The sequence below is a fragment of the Paenibacillus sp. FSL R5-0744 genome (genome assembly GCF_037972555.1).
In the GTDB taxonomy this organism is placed as follows: Bacteria; Bacillota; Bacilli; order Paenibacillales; family Paenibacillaceae; genus Paenibacillus_AQ.
This window is the reverse complement of sequence record NZ_CP150228.1, coordinates 365,495-385,997: the sequence shown is the minus strand read 5'-3', so window position 1 is coordinate 385,997 and position 20,503 is coordinate 365,495. Positions and strand designations below refer to the sequence as shown.

The 20,503-nt window shown below is 44.5% G+C and carries 19 protein-coding genes; all 19 read right to left on the bottom strand.

What is annotated here, in order from left to right; translation table 11 throughout:
• Positions 1 to 121: 121 nt before the first annotated feature.
• Complete coding sequence (locus tag MKY19_RS01735) at positions 122 to 910, bottom strand: formate/nitrite transporter family protein (RefSeq protein ID WP_042184273.1); 789 nt, start codon at positions 908 to 910, stop codon at positions 122 to 124.
• A gap of 361 nt (positions 911 to 1,271) precedes the next feature.
• Positions 1,272 to 2,372 carry a toxic anion resistance protein gene (locus tag MKY19_RS01730; protein WP_042184271.1) on the bottom strand — a complete coding sequence of 367 codons (1,101 nt, stop codon included), beginning with the start codon at positions 2,370 to 2,372 and terminating at the stop codon, positions 1,272 to 1,274.
• Between the two features lie 11 nt (positions 2,373 to 2,383).
• Positions 2,384 to 3,088: a hypothetical protein gene (locus tag MKY19_RS01725; RefSeq protein ID WP_076285216.1), complete on the bottom strand. Its 705-nt coding sequence runs from the start codon at positions 3,086 to 3,088 to the stop codon at positions 2,384 to 2,386.
• A gap of 34 nt (positions 3,089 to 3,122) precedes the next feature.
• Positions 3,123 to 4,178: an ATP-grasp domain-containing protein gene (locus tag MKY19_RS01720; RefSeq protein ID WP_339268325.1), complete on the bottom strand. Its 1,056-nt coding sequence runs from the start codon at positions 4,176 to 4,178 to the stop codon at positions 3,123 to 3,125.
• Positions 4,175 to 5,008 carry an HAD family hydrolase gene (locus tag MKY19_RS01715; protein ID WP_042184268.1) on the bottom strand — a complete coding sequence of 278 codons (834 nt, stop codon included), beginning with the start codon at positions 5,006 to 5,008 and terminating at the stop codon, positions 4,175 to 4,177. The genes MKY19_RS01720 and MKY19_RS01715 overlap by 4 nt, the downstream gene beginning before the upstream one ends.
• Entirely contained in the window at positions 5,005 to 6,156 is a 1,152-nt protein-coding gene (locus tag MKY19_RS01710) for a cysteine protease StiP family protein (protein WP_339799869.1), read from the bottom strand. The genes MKY19_RS01715 and MKY19_RS01710 overlap by 4 nt, the downstream gene beginning before the upstream one ends.
• 1 nt (position 6,157) lies before the next feature.
• Complete coding sequence (locus MKY19_RS01705; RefSeq protein ID WP_339804110.1) at positions 6,158 to 7,450, bottom strand: phosphoribosyltransferase family protein; 1,293 nt, start codon at positions 7,448 to 7,450, stop codon at positions 6,158 to 6,160.
• Between the two features lie 76 nt (positions 7,451 to 7,526).
• Entirely contained in the window at positions 7,527 to 8,738 is a 1,212-nt protein-coding gene (locus MKY19_RS01700; protein WP_256716336.1) for an HpcH/HpaI aldolase/citrate lyase family protein, read from the bottom strand.
• A gap of 171 nt (positions 8,739 to 8,909) precedes the next feature.
• Positions 8,910 to 9,650 (bottom strand): DUF475 domain-containing protein, encoded by a 741-nt coding sequence (locus MKY19_RS01695; protein WP_339799867.1) that lies wholly within the window; start codon positions 9,648 to 9,650, stop codon positions 8,910 to 8,912.
• 26 nt (positions 9,651 to 9,676) lie between these two features.
• Positions 9,677 to 10,984, bottom strand: a complete 1,308-nt coding sequence (locus MKY19_RS01690) for a TerD family protein (protein WP_339804107.1) — start codon at positions 10,982 to 10,984, stop codon at positions 9,677 to 9,679.
• A gap of 242 nt (positions 10,985 to 11,226) precedes the next feature.
• Positions 11,227 to 11,808 carry a TerD family protein gene (locus tag MKY19_RS01685; RefSeq protein WP_076299900.1) on the bottom strand — a complete coding sequence of 194 codons (582 nt, stop codon included), beginning with the start codon at positions 11,806 to 11,808 and terminating at the stop codon, positions 11,227 to 11,229.
• A 51-nt stretch (positions 11,809 to 11,859) separates the two neighbouring features.
• Entirely contained in the window at positions 11,860 to 12,435 is a 576-nt protein-coding gene (locus tag MKY19_RS01680) for a TerD family protein (RefSeq protein ID WP_042184261.1), read from the bottom strand.
• Positions 12,436 to 12,464: 29 nt separating this feature from the next.
• Positions 12,465 to 13,061: a TerD family protein gene (locus MKY19_RS01675; protein WP_076285126.1), complete on the bottom strand. Its 597-nt coding sequence runs from the start codon at positions 13,059 to 13,061 to the stop codon at positions 12,465 to 12,467.
• A 126-nt stretch (positions 13,062 to 13,187) separates the two neighbouring features.
• On the bottom strand, positions 13,188 to 13,634 hold the full coding sequence (locus tag MKY19_RS01670) for a tellurite resistance TerB family protein (protein ID WP_042184258.1): 447 nt from the start codon (positions 13,632 to 13,634) through the stop codon (positions 13,188 to 13,190).
• Between the two features lie 327 nt (positions 13,635 to 13,961).
• Positions 13,962 to 14,837, bottom strand: a complete 876-nt coding sequence (gene aguB / locus MKY19_RS01665; protein ID WP_076285125.1) for an N-carbamoylputrescine amidase — start codon at positions 14,835 to 14,837, stop codon at positions 13,962 to 13,964.
• A gap of 53 nt (positions 14,838 to 14,890) precedes the next feature.
• Positions 14,891 to 15,919: an agmatine deiminase family protein gene (locus tag MKY19_RS01660; protein ID WP_339799864.1), complete on the bottom strand. Its 1,029-nt coding sequence runs from the start codon at positions 15,917 to 15,919 to the stop codon at positions 14,891 to 14,893.
• A gap of 145 nt (positions 15,920 to 16,064) precedes the next feature.
• A complete protein-coding gene (yfcE, locus tag MKY19_RS01655) occupies positions 16,065 to 16,613 on the bottom strand; it encodes a phosphodiesterase (protein WP_339271460.1) in 549 nt (182 codons plus the stop codon).
• A gap of 126 nt (positions 16,614 to 16,739) precedes the next feature.
• Entirely contained in the window at positions 16,740 to 18,224 is a 1,485-nt protein-coding gene (locus MKY19_RS01650) for a glutamate synthase subunit beta (protein ID WP_339799862.1), read from the bottom strand.
• 295 nt (positions 18,225 to 18,519) lie between these two features.
• Complete coding sequence (gene pulA / locus MKY19_RS01645; RefSeq protein WP_339799860.1) at positions 18,520 to 20,475, bottom strand: type I pullulanase; 1,956 nt, start codon at positions 20,473 to 20,475, stop codon at positions 18,520 to 18,522.
• Positions 20,476 to 20,503: the final 28 nt, after the last annotated feature.

Here is a 20,503-nt window from a genome sequence, read left to right as displayed (position 1 = left end):
CTTTCCCCCTAATCCTTTTGAACCCTAAAAAATCAAAATATCCCAATGCGAATAAATTTCTTGCAGCACAAAAAAACTCCGCCCTTTAAAGAGCGAAGTTGCGGATTCACATTATTTCTTCTTAATGTTTCGGATCATCCAGAAAAGGTTTGTTCACATAATAATACATAACCCCCATCAGAACTCCACCACCAATTAGATTTCCGATTGTAACGGGCACAAGATTATGTACCACACCGCCCCACGAAACCGTTCCGGGATGATCAAGGACTAATGCAATTGCAAAGGTACACATATTGGCAATACTATGCTCATAACCAGAGATGAAAAAACAGAATACGAATAAGACCATTGCGAACATTTTGGCCCCATCGCCCTTTATATTCATCGGGATGAAAAAAGCCATACAAACGAGCCAGTTACAGAGGATAGCACGGAAAAAAAGCTGACCTGCCGGAGCCTCCATTTTATGCTCAACCACATATAGTAAAAAACCATTTACATCAGAACTGTAAAACAGGCCTGTTAAAAAAATCAACAGTGCAAATGCAGCAGCACCAAGAATGTTACCTATATAACTCATGATCCACATGCGTACAACCTCGGACCATTTCATTTTGCGTCTCAAAGCAGTGTACGTGTAGTAGAAAGTATCTCCGGTAAATAAGTCCCCTCCCCCGTATGAGATTAGGATGATCGCTGCTCCAAAAGTAATCGCAGCCATTGGATACGCAAATGGTGAATGCTCCATATAGAAGTAGTTGCCTGTCTTGAATGCTACAATTACGCCGAACCCGATAAACATACTGGCCAGCATGGCTCTGGCAATATAGCGCAATATACTTTGCCGATAGATCTTTTGTTTCTTAAGTGCTAATTGTTCAACCTGTAGCAGCGCCTCGTTCTCCATGTGACCTCCTTAGGAATTTGGGTTTTCCAGCTAGTTATGGGCTAATCGTGCAATCTTGCGTTATTATACCCAATAACCAGCTGGAAATTACTTGAACCAAATCATGGTAAAAATCCTAAGTGTCCTCATTCATTTTTGCAATCGCTTCTGCTCTTTCACTACTGGCTACGATGATAAGCACGAGTATCAAGCACCCTAAGATCATATGCCTATCCTCACTTCCTCCACATGTAGTCTTGTGACAACTTATGTGTGAAGATAGGGCTTTATGATTGAGTATTGGCGTTTAAAAAAGCCTGTTGAATGAATTCAACAGGCTTCTCAATCTATTCTCTGTATTTTTATTATTGTCAAAACAAATTTAGTTCAAGAAACTGCTCAGTTGACTCTCAGCCTCTCCTTGCTTCAGTGCCTGAGGCTTGTCCGCCTCATTTAGTCCTAAACGATTGCCTAGTTGAGTATTGATTGCCGTCATTTTAGACGTATAATCCTGGCAGCTCTCAATAATGCGACGGTTGGACTGTTCTGAAGTGTCTAATGCGCTAAGCAGATCACCGATCGCTTGATTCACAGCTTCCATAGACATAGAAGGCTTAGACAGCAACTCGGTTGTTTTCTCTGTAGTGGTACGCAGCAGACGTGCATTTTCTTTAAATTGATCTTCAATCGTCTTATTCGTCGCTTCTACAGCATTGATGACGTTCTCCTGATCCGCTAAAGACATCGCAATCATTGCCGACACCGTGATCAGATTAGAGGTCTTATCAATAGCGTTATTCACGGAATCAATCAGCTTGTCATTATTGTCATTAATAATATCTGTAGCAGCAATCGCTTGATTGTACAGCAGAATCATTTCTGTCATCGACTGAATTCGAACCATCACTTTACGCAAACCGCGCTCCAGATAAGCTTTACGGTACTCATTCTCAGGCTTCGCGATCTCTACCTCGAACAACTCTTTCAACTTAGTGCCGAAAGCAATTTTGGTCTGTAGGTTATAGATCTCTTCCATGGAAGTACGTTTCAGCTGACGCATATTCACAATGCTCTCTTCGAGGGTATCTCTACCATCGCGAAGCCCTGTAACAATGGCATCAATGTTCGTACGGACCGACTGATATTTGTACACATAGTTCTTCATCGGACTCTTGCGTAGCATCTTGCCAAAGAAGCTCACATTCTTACTTTGCTGCAGATTCTCACACTCATTCCGCAGCTTCATAATCATGTTAGGCACTTCAACGCGTTTACCAGACATCAGGTCATTCACCGGGCGATCCAGCAGCTTCAAGGTTTGTCCTGCTTTTTCCTGCGTCTTAACCCCAAGCTTACCGATATCATCCATCAAGGAATCCAGTGTAACAGTATCCGTTTGGGATACCTTCTCAATTAATTGTGCCGCTTCCTCGACTACCTTTTGTTCATCTTCTTTTTTTAATTGGATCAACTGCGTGGACATGGGATTCCCTCCTATAATTCGGAACTGCTGTACCGCTGATGAATCAGTTCCGCCTTCGTCTGAAGTTCCATCAGGTCTTTATGTTCGATCGTGGACGCAATATCCGATATTTTGGAATCGACATCTCTTAGACCGTTCAGCAGCATTCTCCGATTCTTCGTCTTTGCTTCACCGCCTAGGCGTAAGAACGGGTTGATTACACCATTCAAATCCTTCAGAATCAATCTGCGGACCGTATGATTAATCTCGCCGTTATTCAGCTCCTGCAGCAGTGGAATTACACGTTGAAGCCTCGCGAAGAGCGCCAATGATTTCTCGACAATTTCATTGTCCAGCGTATCCTTCTGCCCTTCTGAGATAATCATATCTTCCAGAATGCTAAGATACTCCACAACCGGAGCGAACTCCGGTCCAATCTTCACCGCGCTCTCAGTTCTACCGTCATAGCTGTGATTACCTGATGTAGTATCATTTGTCGTGTTGCTTAATTGAGGAGCACTCGCAGCGGGTGTAGGAGCAATAGGTGTCGTCACAGGGCCTGCTGGCAACACCTCCGCTGGGAGATTGGTTTTTGGACTTCTCGTTACCAGAGCACCTATCCCCGCACCCGCTAAAGGCAACAGCAGAGAGATGAATTCGGGAAGAAAAGAACTCGTTAATACAGCAACAACGTAGCCGATACCGGCGTAAAGCAATACTTTCGATTTAAACTGAATTGTTCTCACCTCTTGTGAGCGACTTTATGAACGCTCAATTCACGGCATCCGGAATGACAGATTGGCCGTTTATTTTCATAATCATCGGTTGCTCCAGATGGCTAGCCAATACATCACCTTCAAAATTCATAGGCTGAACCTCGCCACCGAGTGCGCTTTTAACGGCTAAATAAGGAAAGTTAATCCCTGACAGACATGACATATGCAGTCCACCGGACATTCGTGGGTTAATTTCCAACAGCTTTGGAGTATCTCCATTGTATTTCATTTGAATATTGAAATTGAAGGGGATCTTGTAAACTTCTGCAACTCTAGCTGCAATCTCCTCCAGTTCAGGAATATGCTCCATCAATCGCAGACGACCGCCCACTTTTCGACGTGGCACAGCTACTAACAGCTTACCGTTCTCATCTGCCAGACAATCTATACTATACTCGTAACCCTCCAGTAATTCCATCACCATCAAATCAGGGAAGGTCTCTTTGCTTGCAAGAATACGATAGGCATCATCAAACGTAATCAATGGAGTTACATACCCAAAAAGCTCTTGAAGAGGATCGCGGGTATTGTCGATAATACGGAAGCCTAACCCGCCTTCTGTTTCAGTAGGCTTAAAGCAAACACGATGTCCCTTGGCAACAAGGTCCTCGTAAGCGTCTTTAAACTGCTCCGCTGTACTAACTACATGATAATCCGGGATACTCATAATGCCCTGCTCACTAACATTCTCGTAAAATTTACCTTTGTCCATAATGGACTCCAGCAAATCAAGATCTCTACAGACCAGAACCTTTGTACCAATCGCATCAAACATTGCCGCATGGAGAGCAATATCAAGCATATGCAACCGTGGAATAAAAACATCGATCTCATTACGCCGACAGAAATCAACGCAAAACTGAACATATTCTATTCCCTTCAGCGCCGGCTCGGTTTCAGCAAAGTCAGCACCTTGTAGCGACATATGGCGGATATCCGGGTGTGTCGCAAAGATTTGAATCGGTATACCATCCTCGTTATTGCGGAGGAGATTCATATAATGGTAAGCCACGGAAAACCAACGATTGAAATAAATATTTACCTTTTTCATAGTGGCCCCACTCCCAATGCAGTTAGATTATTATAGATCATATTTACATACTGCAAAATCTCATCTCCAGCAAATACACCTGATTCTTTCGTAAATGGATATCTTGATTTTACAAGACCACTCTGTTGCTCTGCAAATATTTCACCATGGCAAGGGGCAATAGCATAGTCGGCACTCTCAAGCAGACTCTTATCTAGCAGTGAGTCCCCGGAGGCCACCATAGGTTCAGAGCGAACGGTGCGCCGCAAATGGAGTATAGCGTCGCTTTTGTTCACGGCAGCCGGCACAGCGTACAACTTGCGGCCTTGTAAAGAAACTCTCCAGCCGAGATTATAGAGCCGATCTGATAGATTAGTGATTTCATCTAAAGGCAACTGATCCCGATAAACCATGAAGGAATAGAATAGATCATCACAATAATTCTCACTAATGATCCAATCCTCACGCACGACCGCCTTGATATATGATCTAACCTCTTCAGCCCCAGCAGAGTGACGAGCTACCAATCTCCCGATTGATTCTCTCCATTCCTTATCGACAACTCCACCGATTAGGATATTCCCCCCATTGCTCGTAACCGCATAGTCAGGTATGACCGTTTCTTGAAACAGATTAATACGCTTATATTGTTGTATCGTACGCGTAGTAACCGGGATGAAAATAATCCGTGTGTTCAGATCCATCAGCTGATTTAATGCTTGCTGCGAAATATAGGATCTCGTCTTTCCCTCTATTATTTCCGCCGGAATTAAACCTGGAGTATTCTCCGGCACACCTATGGCACCTAAAGAATAGATCAAAGTACGATCTAGATCACTAGCATATATCATTCTGTCTCCCCCTTCAGCGGTTTAATTATTCCGCAGCAGGAGTACGTCATCCCAGGAAAGATCTCAACAGGAACACCCCGGTCCTTCGCTAAGAGAAGAATATGCTTTAGATTCGGATTATCCATAGTATTGACAAGAATTTTCCAAGGTACTCTGCGCAGTAATACGCGGGTTGTTTCGCCGACTCCCGGCTTTATCAGATTAATGTTATCTATACCGAAAGTCTCCTGAATACTCTGAATATCACGAAGACCCTGCCAAGTGATTTCTGGCGGATGCTCCAGCATCTGTCCAGCAATATTCTTCGCTTCTGCTACTATGGAAGGAAAATACGGGCAAATCGTATTAATAAATACATTAGACTCGTCCGCATCCAGCCACTCCTTATAAAACTTTGAACCATGAAATTCCTCAGGACCAATGAGATCAGCGTGTAACACCGTTCGGCTCATCAGCCCTGAAACGGTAGAGTTTAAGCAGGCGCTAGGAATGAGATAGTCTTCTCTAGTCCCAAACATGCCTGCGCAGTTTCCCGGGTCAGCCAATACGGCAAGATCATCATTTAAACGAATACCATACTTCTCATAGAGGGTGTTGCAAGAATCAATCAGCACCCCACGGATAGCCCCTTTTCCTGTCCACCCATCCACAAACTGCAAATCAGCATCAAGTCCATGCTTCTGCAGAATGTAGAGTATCGCATTCTCATCTATCCCTTTTCCTCGAATAATAGAAATACTATAATGCGGCAAATCTACCTTGTATCTCTCAGCTATATAACGCTTAATCAGTATACCAATGGGTGTTCCTGCTCTAGCTAAAGAGACAAGCACCGTACTTAGTCCTCTTCTTGAGACAATCATCTCAGAAACAATGGCAACAGCTAAAGCAACCTTCTTAGCTGATTGCTGCAGCGTCTCATGAAACAAGTCGATATACTGCTCGGTAGGCTGATATTCAACGGGCAACATCTCAGAATAATGGACACCGGATTGAATAGCTTCCTCCCTTTCCTCTGTCGCCAGCTCCAGCGAAACGTCACTAAGATCCTTGAGCAGAAACGTAACATCTGACGGTGGATAGCTACCTAGCGGAACCGGTTCTGCTATTTTTTTGTCCATGACTTTATGATTACTTGTTCCCTTCATACTAGAGGCCTCCACTTCTTCCTTTAGGAGTCAGTACAATAAGATGCACTTTATGGCGGGCCAGTGTCTTCAGTATATCAAGCATGGGTTTCATTCGTTCATGCGGTACATCACGCTCAATCAGCACGAATATATCATCATACTGATCAGAATCCACATTATAAATAAAGTTTGTAATTTCCGGATCGCTAGCTGAAGGATATGCGGCAGCACTATGCACTCCGTAATCTGGTCGACGTTCAGGGTGGATTGGACTGCGAGTAGAGGACTGATATGAAATGCCTTCCCCCATCTCAGCCGCTATCCGCATAGGAAGGTACATAAATTCCCCTACACCCATCACTAGAGTCTTAGAATCTCCCCCTCGTAGTTCTCTTAGCTGAGCGGCTATCCGGGTTACCCCTACATCAAGACCATCATTATTCAGCGACTCCAGTCCGAAACGTCCGCTGTACTTCAAATAAGGAGACGAGTTGGTGTCACCATATGAATCTACGGATGTTGCCTGCAGACGTTCTAAACCGTCCACTACATAAGTAGTCACTACTTCGGATTCCACTGAAGACGATAACAAATCTTTGTCATTCCTAGCATTTAGCAAAGGCGTGCCTTTTACTTCAATACTTCCTTGAAGCAAACATAAGGACTTAATCCGAATCCCCAGTTCCTGTTCTAATTCGCTATAGGTATGAAGATTATTACCGCTCCTCCAATCCAAAATAGAAACGACTACGTATTCCTCCCGAGGGAATTTGGACTGAATATCACGGATCGTATTAATTGCTGTATTCCCTGTTGTAATCTCATCATCCACCAAAATAATCGGCTCAGTCCCTGATAATAGCTTAGTATTCAAGGCGTAACATAGATGGTCAACCGCATGTGAATGCTCTTCTTCAAAGCTAACAATGGACTCCAAATCGATGATATGTTCACGGGTAGTATGAATATATGATGCTGCATCGGCAAACATGTTGTACACACTGTGACCCAGCGCAGTTGCAGTCTCAGCAAAACCAATAAAGACAACAGGCCTAGGAAGAACTAATCTTGCCGCTAATAAATGCTCATAGGCTTCCTTGGCAGACTCAGGGTGCATCAGTCCGTGTACAGCTTTATCTAATAAATCTTCCATCCTATCATTATCCGCAGAATTACCGTTCATCTCCTGATATAACAGCAGCGCTAATGCAGCACCACTTAGCAGAGAGGTGTACGGATTAACAGGGATATGTTTACCAAGTACCTTGCTGACGAACAAAAAGGAGCGTTTCTTATTAATCCGGGCTGCCATGGAGAATAAAGTATCCACAGGCAAATGAAAGGGATTAGATGTTTCGGTAACTGTAACCTGCAGGTTCTCGACTATGTTATACGTGTGTAAATTCGTTTTCGGGTAATAATCCGACAAAATGCTGTTGTTCATGTAACACCCCGTATATTTGTGATCGTAGTAAAATCCGTTTTGCCCAGTTCAAATGCGGCTTAATCTCGTTCATCTTATTAGAATATTGACTCTTGAAGACTCCTAGGCTGCCATCGTTACTCTCTACGATACTGCAGGCGTCAACATATTCCTCGTGCATTACCGTGTACATGGCCTGAACAGGTCTGAGGTGTGAGGGATGTATAATCGTCTTGCCCAAGATTCCATTTTCTTTATCTAAAATCACTTCACGAATAAGCCCATCCATGCTGCTAGAAATGTAACTATTTCGCATGTCGCGGCCGTTTTTACCATAGGTGTCCTCAAACGGAGTCTGCCGTAGCTGTGGTCTGAGCACCCGATGCCCTTTATTCGCAAAATATTCCCAGACTGGTCCGGAAATTACATACCCTTCTTCCACTCTGCCAAAAATATTAATAATATCCGATATGCAGTCTCGAATAGGGGTAAGATCATAAATACTAATATCAGGACTACGGCGCAGTCCGAATAAACTTGAGAAGTCTGTTGCTCCAATTCTAACGTTCAACACATATTCGCGGTAGTTGCCTAGCAAATTACGAATAGATAAAAGACTATCTACCCGGCTCTCCCGGTAAATAATAGGCGCACTTTCCAGGATTGGCATGCCATAAAGCACTGGGTCTGAGTAACTGCGCGTTCTATTGTAATCGGCTATCGCCTCGAAATATTGGATTCCGTTGTCGACCGAAAACTTAGGGAAAACAAACCCTGTTAACATCGTAACCAAAGATCCTAACCGAAAAATCAGCTGCTGTAACTGCTCCGGGTTACGAACTCGGATGAAGAGAAGCGGAAGACTATCACTCCCGCTTGGCTCGTTCTCCTCATATGCGGCGAGAAAAATAAGATGCTGAATGAGAGACTCCTCTGCATGGTCAACCTCGTTATCTCCGATCGCATCCTCCAGATCAATAATAACGGTTACAAGTCCTGCACTTTTAAGCTTCAAAATGTCTTCGGGAACACTAGCACGAGTTGCTGGCATATAAAGGGCAGCTCCAACAGCATGAGCCAGCAAATCTTTACTCGTAGTATTATGGTTAAATGAAATCGGTGGATTATAAAATAAGGCTATTTCTTGTTCTTTCGTCAGGTAATCGAAGTATCTCAAGATGGTTCCCCCTTATAGTTTTGCGAAGCCAAGCAAAACAAGCGCAGGCCTCTCCTATAGAGAGTGGCAGAACCAGCTATACCCTATCCGGTTCTCTCATATATAAGTGAAGGCCTACGCTATAAACATATACGATTACCTGAAAGCAGCAGTGTTCAACTAGCTTTGAAATCAAGCATTTCTATGGGCTTCTTTTTTCTTACGCAGTACGCTGTAAAGGATCGTACCACCGAATACAAGAATAATGATTGAAAAGAATAATACATGTGGCATTTCGTACCCAAAAGCGCCCGCGAGCATTTTACCAGCAATAATGGCAATAAGCGCAAAAGCGGCACGCTCGAGTTCCGGAATTTTATCAATAAGCTTTAAGAATAATTGCGCTACTCCCCGCATCATCAGAACGCCTATGATTCCGCCCATAAAGAGCACCCAAACCTGGTTACTAACACCAAATGCAGCAATAACACTATCAATACTAAAAGCAATATCCATTAATTCAACAAGGAGAACCGTCTTCCAAAAAGAGAACCCCTTATTCTCGATCTTCTCATCGCCACCGCCCTTAAATAACCCGCCATAAGCGATATAAAAGAGATAGGCTGCACCAAGAACCTTAACCAACATGAATTTAATAAGAAATGTCCCTAGACCGATAGCTAAAAATCTGAATACATAAGCTCCTATAATACCGTAAAAGAGCGCACTCTTCTGTTGTTCTTTAGGTAAATGCTTAACCATGACGGCGAGAACAAGCGCATTGTCTGCTGAGAGCAGTCCCTCTAGCAGAACTAAGCTACCAATAATGCCCCAGCTAACCGGGTCTGAGAGCGTACCTACCACATCGCTCCATGAGAAAAAATGACCGTAGTTCTCACTAATATTCCTAAAAAAATCAGCGAACCAATCCATTACACTTGCGCCTCCGAAAAAATCGTCTATTTACTGCCAGCAACCCAGCGCAGTCCCCAACCATATGCCTCATCAATCTCCCGATGACCACTGTAATATTGGACCAGCCGTTCAACACTGAATGTCTCGTTATTCACATTCCGAAATAACGCGATGGCACACATGCCTTTGCGGTTGTTATGCTCGTCCAAATTGACAATAATATCGGGGCCATCACTCTGGGTAATCGTGACAACACCGTCAGCTTCTGACCAATTGGTAACACCCTTATAAATAAAAGAAAAAATTAGAATCCGTTCAATATCAGCAATTTTGCTGCCATTAATCCGCAGATTCTCACCGGTTGTTACAGAGCCTGTCCGGTCATCTCCATCAAGCATGACATAAGGAGGTTGGTTCAATGAGCCAAAAGCATTGCCCAGCGCCTGAACTACTCCCTTACTGCCATTCTTCAACTCATATAGACAAGCAAGATCTAAATCCACACCATTTTTACGATTAAATAGCCCTCCACCCTGCTTCTGATTCCAGTTAAGGTTAATTAGCAATTCGCCCAAACCACCAGCTGATTTCTTCAGGTTGATCGAATCGCCTTTTTTCTTCAGTTCGATCTTCTTCAGGTTGAGATTGACCGGAGGGGGTGTTACAGGTGAAGGCGCAGCTGCAGGAGGAGGTGGAAACTGAATCTTATGCTCCGCTACCGGCGCTGATTGACGTTTAAGCTCTGGCTGCGGCGGAGCAGCAGGCTTAGGCACTGGTATTGGTATTGGTGTCGGTGCCGGTTCATCGTTCGCTTCTATCCCAAAGTTCCTACACAGTTCCTGTAGACCACCAGCAAAACCCGCGGCAATGGCGCTGAATTTCCATTCACCGTTATATCTATATAATTCTCCTACCACAACAGCCGTTTCCACGGAGAAATGATTTTCAAGATCACATCGGAGAAGCTCCGCACCTGTTACTTGATTCAGAATCCGAAAATAGGCCTGATTTACCTGCCTAAAACTTTGACCTCGCTTCTCGCCATCATAAATGGTAAGTGTAAACGCGAGTTTCATCATATCAGAAGGAACTTTGTTTAGTTCCACGTCAAATTGCTTGAGGCTGTTTGATGTAGGCATTTCCTTATATCTGATATAAGGTGTAGACGGATTATTATAAAATATCAAATCCTCATCTTTGCTTACTTTACCTTGCGCTCCAAGCAGAAAAGCAGAAGTATCAATCTCAAGTGAAGATGGCGATTGCCAGCCAATCTCTACGATAAGAGAATCAAGTCCAGGATTCCCTTTAGTTAAATCAACCTTTTGTCCTTTGACAACTGTAATACCCATTCTTACACCACCTTTATAAATGGAGCAAGCATAAACGCCTTCGGCGTCCTTATAAGGACGGCAAGCGTTTAAGCGAGAAATATAAGACATAATGTATCGTGTGAAACTTATATTTTCTTATATTTTTAAATAACTCCACAAAGTGGAGTTTATACTTCGAGACCCATTCCATTTCCTTTGTGAGGCAATCCATAAAGAATTAAAAAAAGGGCAGGATCGGTGATGACCCCGCCCGGAAGATGCTATTGCGCGTCCAGCCCATAATTTTTACACAATGCGCTAAGGCCGCCGCCAAAACCACTACCTACTGCCTGGAATTTCCAATCCGCACCATTGCGGTAGAATTCGCAGAATACAACTGCCGTCTCTGTTGAGAAATCTTCACCCAGGTCGAAACGGAGTACTTCACGATCTGTGGAAGCATCCACAACACGTACGAAAGCATTGGAGACTTGTCCAAAGTTCTGTGCACGAGTTTCGTAATCATAAATCGTTACGGTAATACCAATACGCTGAATATGGGCAGGGACTTTGCTAAAATCAACGATAATTTGCTCGTCATCTCCGTCGCCTTCTCCTGTACGGTTATCTCCCGTGTAGACTACAGAGCCTGCGCCACCATTTGGGTTGTTATAGAATACAAAATCATCTGTACCTTTAGCTTTGCCGTCTTCATGAAGCAGAAACGCTGAAGCATCGAGGTCAAAATCTTGACCTCCACTATACTTATTAGTGTCCCAGCCCAATCCAACTACTACCTTTGTCAGACCTGGATTAGTCTTGGTAAGATCAATCCGCTGTCCTTTGGAAAGACTGATCGTCACTGACATAACCTTCTTTCATGAGTGGATTCAGTTCACTGTGTACTACAAGATTTATTGCAAGCCGTAATCGCGAGTCAAACCGCTCAAGCCGTCTTTGTAGCCGCTACCGATTGCATTGAACTTCCACTCTGCACCATGACGGTACAATTCACCGACAACAACGCCAGTTTCAATAGAGAAGTCTTCACCCAAATCGAAACGGATTAGTTCTTCATTGTTCAAATCATTTACGATACGCACATAAGAACGAGAAACTTGACCAAAGTTTTGGCTTCTTGTTTCAGCTTCATAAATTGTAATAGTAAAAGCTACCTTTTCTACATCCGCTGGGATACTCAAAAGATCCACTTGAATCTGCTCATCATCACCATCGCCGTCACCTGTACGGTTATCACCTGTATGAACAACAGAAGCGTTCTCGTTCTGTTTATTATTGAAGTAAATGAAGTTGGTTTCTTTTTCAACTTTGCTGTTCGCATTAGTCAAGAAAACGGAAACGTCCAAGTCGAAATCTTTACCGCCGTCATATTTATTAGTGTCCCAACCAAGACCTACTGTGATTTTGGATAGACCTGGATTTGTTTTTGTTAAATCGATCTTTTGACCTTTAGATAGATTAATTGCCATGATAACATTCCTCTTTTCTTTTATTTGGATTATACGTAGCGTTCTGCCAGTTGATTGATATGTGCCGCGTGACTACCCTCACCAATTGCGGCGAACTTCCACTCTCCACCTTGACGGTAAAGTTCCCCACAAATAAGCGCTGTATAGCCATTGTAATTATCAGATAGGTTGAAACGGATTAGCTCATTGTTGCCTACAGCGTTCATCACACGGATATAAGCTGATTTAATCAATCCGAAATCCTGTTTACGGTTCGTGGCATCATAAATATTCACAACTACCAGAACCTTGTGTACATCGGAAGGAATGGCATTCAGGTTCACCATGATTTGCTCATCGTCTCCATCACCATCACCCGTGAGATTATCTCCGGAGTGAATGACAGAGTTACAAGGACTTTGCTTGTTATGGAAGCACACCAGGTTACCCTTCTTAACTAGCTTACCATTCTCGTTCAGCATCAGTGCTGAAGCGTCACAGTCCACGTTGGCCTGTTTCTTCACACCGAAGAATCCTCGAGCTGGCTCAGCCGGATCCCAACCTAAACCTACAATTACGTTAGATAAGCCTGCATTACCTTTTGTGAGATCAATCTTCTGACCTTTTACCAGATTAATTCCAGCCAACTTTACGTACCTCCATTCTCTAAAAAGAATCACCATCTATTAGTCTAGCTTTTGGATGTTATATGAGTGATACGCTAAAGAACTAAATACGTTTCATCCGAACTCATGTATATGGTATTACATCATTTATAAACTGAATTCACCAGGGTTTAATCCCAAGACACCGCAAATATGCCGCACAACTGCTTTTTCATTGTCATCAAAATCACCATCAGCTGATCCAATAGCTGAGCACACACCCACAATTACACGTCCCACATCTGGTTTACCGGTAAACTTACCGATTGCTTTCAGTGCTTCCTGCTTACCGATTTCTGGTGAGAACTCAAAGTTACTTACATAAAAGTTGAACTGGGTAATGACATCTCTCATGTCAAACACCTTAAGCTCATTACTCATATTCATGTAACCAGCCATTTTATTCTTTTCAGCTTCTTCTATTTTACCGTCGGCAGCAGCAACCAAGGCGCAGCCCGCAACTACCGCATTCATGAAATCTTTATTTTTGAATTTCTTTACTTGTTCTGTTAGTCCGTTTTTGGTTGTGTTCAACCAGTTTTTAAATGTGCTCATCGTTTTCTCCTTCTATCACTGCAAGATTATGATAACAAAAGATATCCCAGAGCCTCCTCTCCACGTATCCGACAGAATTTTCATAGTAGATCCCTGAATCACGGTTTACTCTTCTAATATACCTGATAAAATATCAATATTCTACTTTTCCAGACTTTTACAGCACTTTTGATAGAAAAGATTGTGTCCGATCTTGCACAGGAATTCCGAACAATTGCTCCTCTGTTCAAAGAACCCCCGTATTTCTCGTTGAAACACCAAAAAAGGCACTGCCAGAGATTCTAACCTCTCTAGCAATGCCTTTAGCACATTTAACTGTGAATTCTTTTAAAGAATGATGTCCCCATCATAAGAACCAATCATTTTGTACAGATCCGGCCGGCGATCACGGAAGACGCCCCACTCGATCCGTCCGACTTCCAAAGCATCCAGATCAAATTCGCTCACTATTACAGCTTGCTCGTCCCGGCCTGCTTCAACAATTTTATTGCCTTGCGGTCCCGCAATGAACGAAGAGCCGTAGAAATTAATACTAGAATCTTCATCAATTTCTTCACCGATACGGTTGGAGGCAACGACTGGAATAAGGTTAGCCGCTGCATGCCCAAGCATACAAGTCTGCCAATGATCTTTAGAGTCGATCGATCCATCCTGCGGTTCTGATCCGATAGCGGTTGGATAGAACAGAATTTCTGCTCCCATCAGGCTCATCACTCTAGCCGCTTCCGGGTACCACTGATCCCAGCAAATCCCTACACCAATCTTGGCATAGCGAGTGTTCCATACTTTAAAGCCAGTATCTCCCGGATTGAAGTAGAATTTCTCTTCATACCCTGGGCCATCTGGAATATGGCTCTTGCGGTATTTGCCCAGTATCGTTCCATCGGCATCGATTACAGCTAGTGAATTGTAACGTGCGTAGTTCTTTTTCTCATAAAAACTGATTGGCAGCACCACTTGCAGTTCCTTGGCTATTGCTGTGAAATGATTAATCGCTTTGTTATGCTCAAGCTCTGTTGCATATGCGTAATAATCAGCCTTCTCTTTCTGACAGAAATACGGAGTCTCGAACAGCTCCTGCAGCAAAATAATTTGTGCTCCCTGTGCCGCCGCTTCTCTGACCAATGTTTCAGCTTTGCTGATATTCTCATCAATATTGCTGGAACAGCTCATTTGCGTCGCAGCTACTTTTACATTTCTCAAGAATCTGTCCTCCTTATATATAAATGTCCCTTTGGACGTTTAGTTTCCTTCAATTATTGCTGAGCAGGCATTTGCTGCGTAGTGCAGTGAACGTTCCCGCCCTCGGTGATGACCGCCATACCGTTAACTGTACGAATCTTACGTTCCGGGAACATACCAGCCAGTACTTCCTCGGCAAGTTTATCTGTTTCCACCGCGGTACCGCCAAACACAGGCAATATAATTCCACCATTTACGAAATAGAAGTTCAAATAACTGAGCGTCAGACGGCTGCCGTCATGATCCACCCGTGGTGGTTGCTGAATTTTGATGATCTCCAGCTTACGCCCTTTGGCATCTTTGGCATTCTCCAGAATACGAAGATTCTCCTGTGTAATCTCAAAATTCTCGTCCTGCGGATCCTCACAGACCTGAATAATGACTTTACCTGGAGCAGCGAAGCAAGCGATATTATCCACATGACCATCGGTTTCATCACCACTTAGACCACGCTTAAGCCAGATAATAGTTTCTGTACCTGTATAATTGCGCACGTACTCTTCAATATTCTCGCGCTTCAAATCCGGGTTGCGGTTCGTATTGAGCAGACATTCTTCTGTAGTAATCAAGGTGCCTTCTCCATCCGTATGGATCGAGCCGCCTTCCATCACAAGCGGCGCATCAAAGCGTGTCACTTGTGTGTGTTCGAGAATCTGTGGAGCTACCTCATCATCCAAATCCCAAGGTGAATATTTACCGCCCCAGGCATTAAACTTCCAGTTCACGCCTGCTAGAACGCCGTTTTTATTAACAACAAAGGTAGGCCCGTTATCACGCAACCAAGCATCGCTATGCTTTATAGGTAGTAGCGTTACATTCGGTCCGCTGACCAGACGTTCTACCTTTTCCACGTCCTCCGGGTTAACGATAACCGTAATCGGTTCAAACTCGGCAATAGCTGTAATAATGTCAGCATAACCTTGGCATACCGACTCGTGGTTGTCCGGGAAACACATAGATTCCTGCACCGGCCAGGAGATAAAAGTACGTTCATGCTTGCCCCATTCCGGTGGCATTGTATAGTTCAAATCTTTAGGATTCATGTGTTAACTACCTTTACTATTATATTTGGAGCCAGCCCTGCCCTAAAACTCCTACCTCATCATACAATAATATGTTCTAGTGCTCAATTCCCTAGAACACTAATAATGTTGGAAGGAATTCGGGTCACATGTAATCTGACTGAGCTTATAGTGTAATCCTTTTTACCACATCGCCCTCAAAATCCTTAACGATGAATTCTCCACCCTCAAGGATACCATAGGAATTCGGATTATTCTCTTTAGGCAGCGATATCGAGCCGGGATTCAGCACGTATACGCCCTCTTTTACATCCGCAACCGGAAGATGGGTATGCCCCTGAATAAAGATATCATTCTCAGATAGTGCCGGTAAATTCTCAATACTAAAGCCATGACCGTGTGTAACATAGATTCGTCTGCCTTCATGCAGGAGCATCACATAATCGCCCATCATCGGAAACTGCAGCAGCATCTGGTCTACCTCAGCATCGCAGTTACCACGTACTGCCGTTATAGGCTTCTTTTTGTTATATTCATTCAGTTTATTAGCAACTCCCTGCGGGTCATAACCCTTCGGCAGTGGATTTCTGGGACCGTGATATAAAAAGTCTCCTACGATTACAAGACTGTCTGGCTGTTCTTCCTCCACCTTTTCCAAAGCCCGTTCTAACCAGAATAAAGAACCGTGAATATCGGAAATAAACATTAGCTTCATCATGTATTCTCCTTTTCGACTTAAATAGATCTTGTGCTTAGGTTTCAATTTTAACCTTGAATAGGCAAACAACGCAAAAGCGGACGTTCCTCCAAAAGGAACGCCCTGCCCTATATGCCTCTATTCTCACGGCAAATTCGATGATCCCATCAAGAATCGGTCCACTTCGCGGGCTGTCTGACGCCCCTCATCAATGGCCCAAACGACAAGGCTTTGGCCGCGGCGCATATCACCTGCTGTGAATACCGCCTCTACATTGGTCGCTTGTGCTCCGAACTCCGCCTTGGCATTTCCGCGCTCATCACGTGCCACCCCAAGCTCACCTAGCACAATCTCTTCGGGCCCTGTGAATCCTAATGCGAGTAGTACCAGCTGTGCCTTTAGAACTTCTTCACTGCCTGGTACTTCAACCGGAACTATCCGTCCCTGTTCATTGCGAGTCCACTCAATGCGCACGGTATGCAGCTCCTGCACATGTCCACCATCGTCACCAACAAAACGTTTCGTCGAAACGAGATAACGACGTGGATCTTCCTTATACAGTGAAGCCGCTTCTTTTTGGCCATAGTCCACCTTAAGAACCTTTGGCCATTCTGGCCACGGATTGCTAGGCTGACGGGTCAGTGGAGCTTGTGGCATAATCTCAAGCTGGATCACACTACGACAGCTGTGGCGGATCGACGTAGCTACACAGTCTGTGCCAGTATCCCCGCCACCGATTACAACTACATCCTTCTCTGCCGCAGACAAGTATTCACCATCAGCAAGCTCTGAGTCCAGTAAGCTCTTAGTATTCAGTGTCAGAAATTCCATCGCCTGATGAATGCCCCGCAGCTCACGACCCTCTATAGGAAGCTCCCGTGCCTGCGTAGACCCACCACACAAGACAACAGCATCGTGCTCCGCCTTGAGTTGTGACGCCGAGATATCTCTCCCAATCTCTGTACGAGTTACGAATGTAATGCCTTCAGCCGTCAGCAGGTCTACTCGGCGCTGAACTGTCTTCTTATCCAGCTTCATGTTCGGAATACCATACGTCAACAAACCACCAATCCGATCTGCCCGTTCATACACGGTCACCGTATGCCCCGCTTTGTTAAGCTGAGCTGCACAGGCAAGACCTGCTGGACCCGAGCCCACTACAGCTACCTTTTTACCTGTGCGAGTAAGCGGTGGCTCAGGAACAATCCAACCTTCTTCAAAACCTCTATCTACAATCGACTTTTCAATCGACTTTATCGTTACGGGCTTGCCGTTCATCCCTACTGTACAAGAACCTTCACAAGGTGCTGGACACACACGTCCAGTAAATTCAGGGAAGTTATTGGTCTTATGCAGACGTTTCAGTGCAACCTCCCAGTTCCCACGATAAACCATATCATTCCATTCAGGAATCAAGTTGTGCAGAGGGCAGCCGGAAGCCATACCAGACAACAGACGTCCTACATGACAAAATGGCGTACCACAGTCCATACAACGCGCGCCTTGCTCGCGCAGATTCTCTTCATCCATAGGAATCGAGAATTCATCCCAATTCTTAATCCGCTCAAGCGCCTCACACTCCGAAGGCGTCTGCCGTTCAAATTCCAAAAATCCGGTTGCTTTCCCCATCTCTCTCATCCTCTCTAAATATCCCCACAGATATATACTTCCTAAACCGTTAAAAAAGAAAAGTACGCGCTATGTTTGTCTGCTGCCAAGCCTATGCCACTCTAAAGCGCCAAAGTAAATGCCTTCATATTAACATCCAATATCATCATCGAAAATGAGTAATGTCACCTTTTTATGTAAAATGAAACAATCAAATTAAGAAAATGGAAAAACAAAAAAAGCACACAGAGTACTGTACCTTAATTAGGGTACGTTATTCCGCATGCTTTTTAATAATGATCTTGTAAAAGACTAATTATTTCGCCGTCAGGACTACTGTCCCAATCCCATTTACAGTTAGCTTATTTCCAGTCAGCTCCTGCGTAAGATCAGCCCCGAAGATGGTCTTCCATGCTCCAAGCTGCGGCAGAACCACAGTGGTCTGTTCAGCATTCGCATTAAAAAGAACATAAATATGCTTCGCTTCATCTCCTCCAGCATGGCCACGTAGCGTGTAAGCTACTGCACTTGCCGGTGCTTTTTCAAAAACCAAATGGTTCCGAATGTCCGTTGCTGTTCGCATACGGAAGGCCGGGTGAGCTTTACGCAATTCGATTAACTGTTTCATATACGCCACATCTTCCTGATGCGCGGCGCACAATTCCCAGTCCATACGATTGATCTCAACCGAAGACTTATAGCTGTTCTCCACCCCGTCCTTCGTACGCATAAACTCCTGCCCTGCATGGATAAAAGGAATCCCCTGACTCATGAACACTATCGCAGAAGCTAGTCTGTGCATGGAACGGCGCTGAGTAACCGTCTCACCCTCGGCGGACAATACGATTTTATCCCATAAGGTATGATTATCATGACACTCCACATAATTAACGTTTTGCTGAGGCTCCTCGGCAAATTGCTTAATTCCTGGGCTGAAGTCAATTCCTCCCGCAATCCCCGCCTTGATCGCAGGCTCCAGACCCATCATTCCACTGATGAAGCCCGGCTGATCGTACAAAAAGATATTTCCTTTAATAGCATCCCTGAAATCATCATTAAAATGTCCGATTCCCGGCATAAGGGAGGCATTCTTCTGATGAGCGAGCCGTTCCATCGGTAGCTCAGTCCCCATCATCCAGCCTTCACCGATCGTCATGATAGACGGATCTATTCCATCCAGACGCCGCCGGGTTTCCCGCATCGTATCGACATCCATCAAGCCCATCAAATCAAAGCGGAAGCCGTCGATATGGTACTCTTTAGCCCAATAGACCACGGACTCCACAATGAAGCGGGACATCATCAAGCGTTCTGTAGCCACGTCATTCCCACAACCCGACCCATTCGACAGGCTTCCGTCTTGTTTATAACGCAAATAATAGCCAGGAACCAGTTTAGTGAAATTCACGCGATATCCGTCGTACACATGGTTGTAAACAACATCCATAATGACGCGGAGTCCACGATCATGAAGCGCTTGAATCATTGTTTTTAGTTCTTGAATACGTAGTCCGGGCACATAAGGATCCGTAGCATAGGAGCCTTCAGGAGCATTGTAGTTCTTCGGATCATAACCCCAGTTAAAATGAGGCTCATCCAGCTTCGTCTCATCTACACTCTCTGTAGAATAATCATAAATAGGCAATAGCTGCACGTGGGTTACACCGAGATCTGCGATATGATCGAGTCCGGTGAGAATGCCCTCTGGTCCGCGGGTTCCTTCTTCCGCCAAAGCGAGATATTGACCCTTATGAGCCATACCGCTTGCTGGATGAATGGATAAGTCACGCAAATGAAGCTCATAAATAATAGCGTCTACAGGATCCTCAAACGACGGCTTATCTTCCGTCCACCGCTCAGGGTCCGTCTTGCGCAAATCTAGAATAGCACCTCTGTCCCCATTCACGCCGACAGCACGCGCGTAAGGATCAGCTGCTTCATTCCACTGTTCACCTAGACGCACTCGGTAGGTATAGAACTTGCCATCTAAATCACCGTCAACCGTAGCTCTCCACGTTCCCCGAATATCGCGAATCATAGCATATTTGGACCCCGCAGCTCCCTGCCATGAATCATAAATTACTAGCTCTGCCTCCTGAGCCGTAGGGGCCCACAAGCAAAATGATGAACAGGCCGATGAATATGTAAGTCCGAGATCATCCCCGTCATAACTAAACAACTGATCAAACTCCTGAGCGAATACGGAAATCCCTTTAGTAGTCGCAGGATCACCATAATAAATCGGTTCCTTCATTTCCTTTTGTACGGACAAAGCACCTATCCCCTTTTCCAGTTATTAA